Origin of the sequence: Sorangium sp. So ce1153, from assembly GCF_051521595.1 — a bacterium.
GTDB lineage: Bacteria > Myxococcota_A > Polyangia > Polyangiales > Polyangiaceae > Sorangium.
Window position 1 is genome coordinate 2,136,534 of record NZ_CP150361.1, and the last position, 6,046, is coordinate 2,142,579.

General features: G+C 69.1%; 1 pseudogene. It reads left to right on the forward strand.

The features are described 5' to 3' along the window. Positions 1-107: 107 nt before the first annotated feature. Positions 108-5,957 (forward strand): annotated as a pseudogene (locus WME85_RS07460) (SDR family NAD(P)-dependent oxidoreductase); the annotation flags it as partial. Positions 5,958-6,046 lie beyond the last annotated feature (89 nt).

Below are 6,046 nucleotides of genomic sequence, written 5' to 3' on the forward strand. Positions count from 1 at the left end.
TGGTAGGCTACCTGCTTAAGGAAATGAAGGACGGGCGCCTCTCGAAGGCCGACGTCCTCGAGCTCCTCGCCGAGCAAGGCACCTCGCCCCGCGGGGCGGACGATGTTCATCCGCTCGCGCAGCGCAACACGTCGAGCTTCGACGAGCAGCGGTTCTCGTCGACGTTGCGCGCCGACAGCTTCTTCCTGAGCGATCACGTCGTGCAGGGGCAGAAGGTGTTGCCCGCGGTCTGCTACCTGGAGATGGCCCGAGCCGCCGTCCGTGCCTCCGTCGAGCCCGAGGGGGAGCCGCACGCCGGCCTCGGCATTCGGGACGTCATGTGGCTGAAGCCGCTGATCGTCGCGGACACCCGCGACGTCCACATCGGTCTGTACGCCCAGGAGAACGGCGATGTCGAGTTCGAGGTCTACACGGACGTAGTCCACGCGCACGGCCGGGCGCAGTGGGTTCGGCCGGCGATCGCGGAAGAGCCACGCGCCGTCGACATCGCGGGTCTCCGCGCGCGCTGCGACCGCTCGTTCGAGAGCGCGACGGCCTATTCGGCGTTCGGCGCCATGGGCCTCGAGTACGGCGCCGCGCATCGGGGGCTCACCTCGTTGCATGCCGGCGCGGACGCGGACGGGCGCCGATTCGTCGTCGCGCACGTCCAGCTGCCGCCGTCGGCGAGCCGCGGGAGCGATCGCTACGTGCTCCATCCGAGCGTGCTGGACTGCGCTCTGCAGGCTTCGATCGGGCTCGTGCTCGGCGATGGGGCCATCGAGCCCGCGCTGCCGTTCGCGCTCGAGGCGGTGGAGATCCTCGATCGCACCCCGTCGTCGGCATGGGTCGTCGTGCGGCCGCGAGAGGCCGGGAGCCTGGAGGGCCTGGACATCGAGGTCTGCGACGAAGCCGGCCATGTCTGTGTGCGGCTCTGGGGCCTCGCCACCCGCGCCGTGCCGAGCGCGTCGCGGAGCGACTCCGAGGGACGCACCATGATGCTGAGCCCGCGGTGGGAGGCGCTGCCGGCGGTCTCCACGGCGCCGTGGCCGCCGGCGGACAGCTCCGTGTTGCTCGTCGGCGATCCGCCGGGTGCCGAGCGATGGCTCCGGAGCCGTCATCCGCGCGTGCAGACGCTCGCCATCGGAGCAACCATCGACGAGATCGCCCGGCGCCTCGCCGCGGCAGGGCCGATCGATCACGTCGTCTGGGCCGCGCCGAGTGAGGGACCTGCGTCGATTGGGTCCACGACGTCGGTGGCGGACGAAGCCATCTTGCAGGGACAGGAACGAGGCGTCATCGCCCTCTTCCGCTTGATCAAGGCGCTGCTCTCGCACGGGTACGGCGATCGTTCCCTGGGACTCACAGCGATCACGTGGCAGGCGCAGGCGGTCGTGGGCGACGATGTCGTCGACCCGACGCACGCGAGCGTGCACGGCCTCGTCGGCTCGCTCGCGAAGGAGTACGACGGCTGGAAGATCCGGCTCGTCGACCTGCCACGGGCGAGCGTCGACGACCTCACGGCCGCGCTCACGGCCGCGATGGAGCGCCTCCCGCCGGATCCGCGAGGGGACGCGTGGGCGTACCGCGGAGGCGCGTGGTACCGGCAGAAGCTGGTCCCGTGCCAGCTCGGGGAGGCGCAGGATCCACCTTATCGTCACGGCGGCGTGTACGTCGTCATCGGCGGCGCCGGCGGGATCGGTCACATCTTCAGCAAGCACCTCGTCGAGAAAGTTCGCGCGCGGGTCGTCTGGATCGGGAGGCGGGAACCAAACGCGGATATCCAGGCGAAGATTGACGAGCTCTCGGCGCTGGGGCCGGAGCCGGCCTACGTCCGCGCGAACGCCGCGGATCGTGCGGAGCTAGAGCGCGCGTACGCGAGCATCAAGGCGCGCTACGGGCAGATCCACGGCGTCGTGCACTCCGCCGTCACGCTCCTGGACGGCCGCCTCGCGGAGATGGACGAGGCGCGGTTCAAGGCTGCTTTGAGCGCGAAGGCGGACGTGTGCGTGCGCATCGCGCAGGTATTCGCGGCGGAGCCGCTGGACTGGGTGCTCTTCTTCTCGTCCGCACAGAGCTTCTCGAAGGTCGCCTGGCAGAGCAACTACGCCGCCGGCTGCACGTTCGAGGACGCGTTCGCCCACCAGCTCGGTCGGCAATGGCCGTGTGCGGTGAAGGTGATGAACTGGAGCTACTGGGGGAGCGTCGGCGTCGCCGCGTCGGACGCCGACCGCGCGCGGCTCGCTCGGTTCGGCGTGGGCTCGATCGAGCCAGAGGAGGGCCTCCCCGCGCTCGATCGGCTGATGAGCGGGCCGTCGTCCCAGGCCGTCTTCATCAAGGCGATCGGGTCACGAGCGCTGGTGGCGATAGGCGCGATGCCCCATGAGCGGAAGGAGGCCGGAGCCCTGTCGACGCCGCAGAGCAGCGACGCCGGGCCGGGCGCGCAAGGAGCCGAGCGGCTGCGCGCGCTCGCGATCGCGGCGCTGAAGAGGCTCTTGAGCCGCACGCTCGGCGCGCCGCTCCACGAGCTTTTGGAGAGCGAGCCGCTGCTGAAGTACGGGCTCGAGTCGATCCTCGTCGTCAGTCTCTCGAACGAGCTGAAGAGGTTCTTCCCGCAGCTCTCGAGCACGGTGTTCTTCCAGCGCCAGACGATCGGAGCGCTGGCGACGTACCTCCTCGAGATGGACCCGGCGGCGGTGAGTCGCTGGGTTGGGCTCGAAGAGCGGCCCTCGCCTGCGCCACGGATCGACAGCGTCCCGACGGCCCGCCGCGACGGCGGCGAGGCCACCGACGCGAAGGGCGTCTCGCTCCTGCCGCGGGCCAAGCGCGGTCTTCGCCGCCGGGCGCTGACCGCCTCACCGACGACGGAGCCGACGCGTGAGCCGATCGCCATCATCGGGATGAGCGGCCGCTATCCTCAGGCCCGCACCGTCGAGCAGCTCTGGGACAACCTGCGCGCGGGCAAGAGCTGCATCACCGAGGTCCCGAAGGACCGCTGGGATCATGGCCTCTACTTCGATCCGGAGAGAGGCAAAGCGGGCAAGAGCTACAGCAAGTGGGCCGGGTTCCTCGACGCGATCGATCGCTTCGATCCGCTCTTCTTCCGGATCTCGCCGGCCGAAGCCGAGAGGATCGATCCCCAGGAGCGGCTCTTCTTGCAGGAGGCGTACGCGTGCATCGAGGACGCGGGGTACACGCCCGCCACGCTGTGCGGCAGTCGCAGGGTCGGCGTGTATGTCGGCGTGATGAACAGCACGTATTTCCGGCACGCGACGTACTGGTCGATCGCGAATCGCGTGTCTTACGTCTGTGACTTCCAGGGACCGAGCATGGCGGTCGATACGGCCTGCTCGAGCTCTCTCACGGCGATCCACCTCGCGATCGAAGCCCTGCACATCGGGTCCTGCGAGGTCGCCATCGCAGGCGGAGTGCACCTCATCGTCGACCCGGTGCAGCTCACGAACCTGTCGGAGATGAACATGCTGTCGAGCGACGACCGCTGCAAGGCGTTCGGCGCTCGAGCGGACGGCTTCGTCGACGGCGAAGGCGTCGGCGCGATCGTCCTGAAGCCGCTTGGTCGAGCCGTCGCCGACGGCGATCACGTCTACGGCGTCATCCGCGGCAGCCTGCTGAACGCGGGCGGCAAGACCCACGGTTATACCGTCCCCAACCCGACCGCGCAGGCCAACCTCATCGAGGCGGCGCTCCGCCGCGCGAACGTCGATCCGCGCACGATCAGCTACGTCGAGGCGCATGGGACCGGCACGGAGCTCGGGGACCCGATCGAGATCGCCGGCCTGACGCAGGCGTTCGCGTCGTGGACCGGCGATCGCCAGTACTGCGCGATCGGCTCGCTGAAGTCGAACGTCGGCCATCTCGAGAGCGCGGCCGGGATCGCCGCCGTCACGAAGGTGCTGCTGCAAATGCAGCATCGGATGCTCGTGCCGAGCCTGCACTCGCAGGAGCTCAACCCGCACATCGACTTCGCGCGCACGCCGTTCAAGGTGCAGCAGCGTCCGGAGGAGTGGCGGCGTCCCATCGTCAAGATCGACGGCCGACAGCAGGAGTACCCGCGGATCGCCGGCATCTCTTCGTTCGGCGCGGGCGGCTCGAACGCGCACCTGATCATCGAGGAGTACAGCGCGGCGGAGCCGGTCGGGACGTCGGCGGCTGAGATCACCCCGGAGCGTCCGGCGCTGATCGTGCTGTCGGCGAGGAGCGAGGAGCGCCTGCGCGCCTACGCGACGGAGCTGCGCGCGCACCTCGCGCGTCATGCGTACTCCGATCGCGACCTCGGGAACCTCGCTTACACGTTGCAGGTCGGGCGCGAGGCGATGGACCACCGGATCGCGTTCACAGCGACACGCATCCAGGAGCTCGAGGACAAGCTCCAAGGGTATCTCGATGGCAGGGCGGAACGCAGCGGGATCAACGAGGTTTTCGCCGGGCGGGTGAAGCGCGGAGACGAGATGATCACCCTCTTCACCGGCGATGAGGAGCTGCAGGAGGCGGTGCGCAAGTGGGTCGACCGCGGCAAGTATTCAAAGCTGCTCGAGCTGTGGGTGAACGGGTTGTCGTTCGATTGGAGCCTACTGTCCAGCGGTCGGGGGCGACGCATCCCTCTGCCGACGTATCCCTTCGCGGGAGAGCGCTACTGGAGCGACCGGAGACCTGGCGCGGCGCCGCTCGGCGCTCCGGCCTTGGAGCCGCGGTCCAGCGCGACGTCGACCGCGGCGGAGTCGTCCGGTGCCATGCGGATCCCCGGCGTCCCGGCACACGTCGAGGAAGACGATTGGGCCGTCGGTGAGCTGATGCTCGCACCGCAATGGGAGTCGGTGACGCCGCTTGGAACCACGCCCTGGCCCGAGCCGGGCGACACCGTGGTGTGGATCGGGGGCACGCCGGAGGAGCGCCTTCGGCTCGAAGCGCTCTATCTACACGGGCCACACGGGCCACACGGGCCACACGGGCCACACGGGCGCGCGCTCGACGTGGTGCCGACGGACACGATCCCGCGCATCGCCGAGCGCCTGTCCGCCGGGGGTCCGTTCACGCACGTGTTCTGGATCGCGCCCCGTGAAGAATCGAGCGAGCCGCACGCGGCGGTGCTGAGCGGCTTGCGTCTGCTCAAGGCGCTCCTGCGCGCGGGATATGGCGAGAAGGTCCTCGGGCTGACGGTCGTGACCCGGCAGGCGTACGGCATCGAGGACGACGAGCGGATCGATCCCGACCACGCTGCCGCGCACGGGCTGATGGGCTCCGTCGCGAAGGAGTATCCGCACTGGCGGATCAGGATCGTGGACGTGTCGGACGACGGGTTCTGGCCAGCAGCCGGGGTCTCGCGGCTCCCGGCCGATGCACGGGGCAACGCGTGGGCGTACCGCAATGGACAATGGTACCGGCAGCGCTGGTACCCGTACGAGCTCGCCGAGCACGACATCGCTACACGCTTCCGGCACCGCGGCGTGTACGTCGTCTTGGGAGGCGCGGGACGGCTCGGCGAAGCCCTCACCGAATATTTGATTCAGAAGTACCAAGCGCGCGTTGTATGGATCGGGCGTCGGGCCCTGGACGAGGACATCCAGGCGAAGATCGACCGTCTCGGGCGCCTGGGGCCCGCGCCGACGTACCTGTCGGCGGACGCCGCCGACGCGGAGGAGCTGGCGCAGGCGCATCGCGAGATCAAGGCGCAGCACGGGGCCATCCACGGCCTGATCCACGCGACGATGGTGATGTCGGGGAGCGACCTGGCGCACATGGATGAGACGCGCTTCGCGCTGGGGCTGCGCGCGAAAGCCGACGTGAGCGTTCGAATGGCTCAGGTGTTCGGCGAGGAGCCGCTGGACTTCGTGCTGTTCTACTCGTCGATCATATCGTTCGAGAGGAGCCCGCGGCAGAGCAATTACGCGGCGGGCAGCGTCTTCAACGATGCGTTCGCGCACCGCCTGTCGAGGCAATGGGGGCGTCCCGTCAAGATCATGAACTGGGGCTACTGCGGACCGATCCCGGAATCGCTGCAGAACTGGCTGAACGAGGCTGGGTTCTCGCTGATCGAGCCCGAACGGGCGAT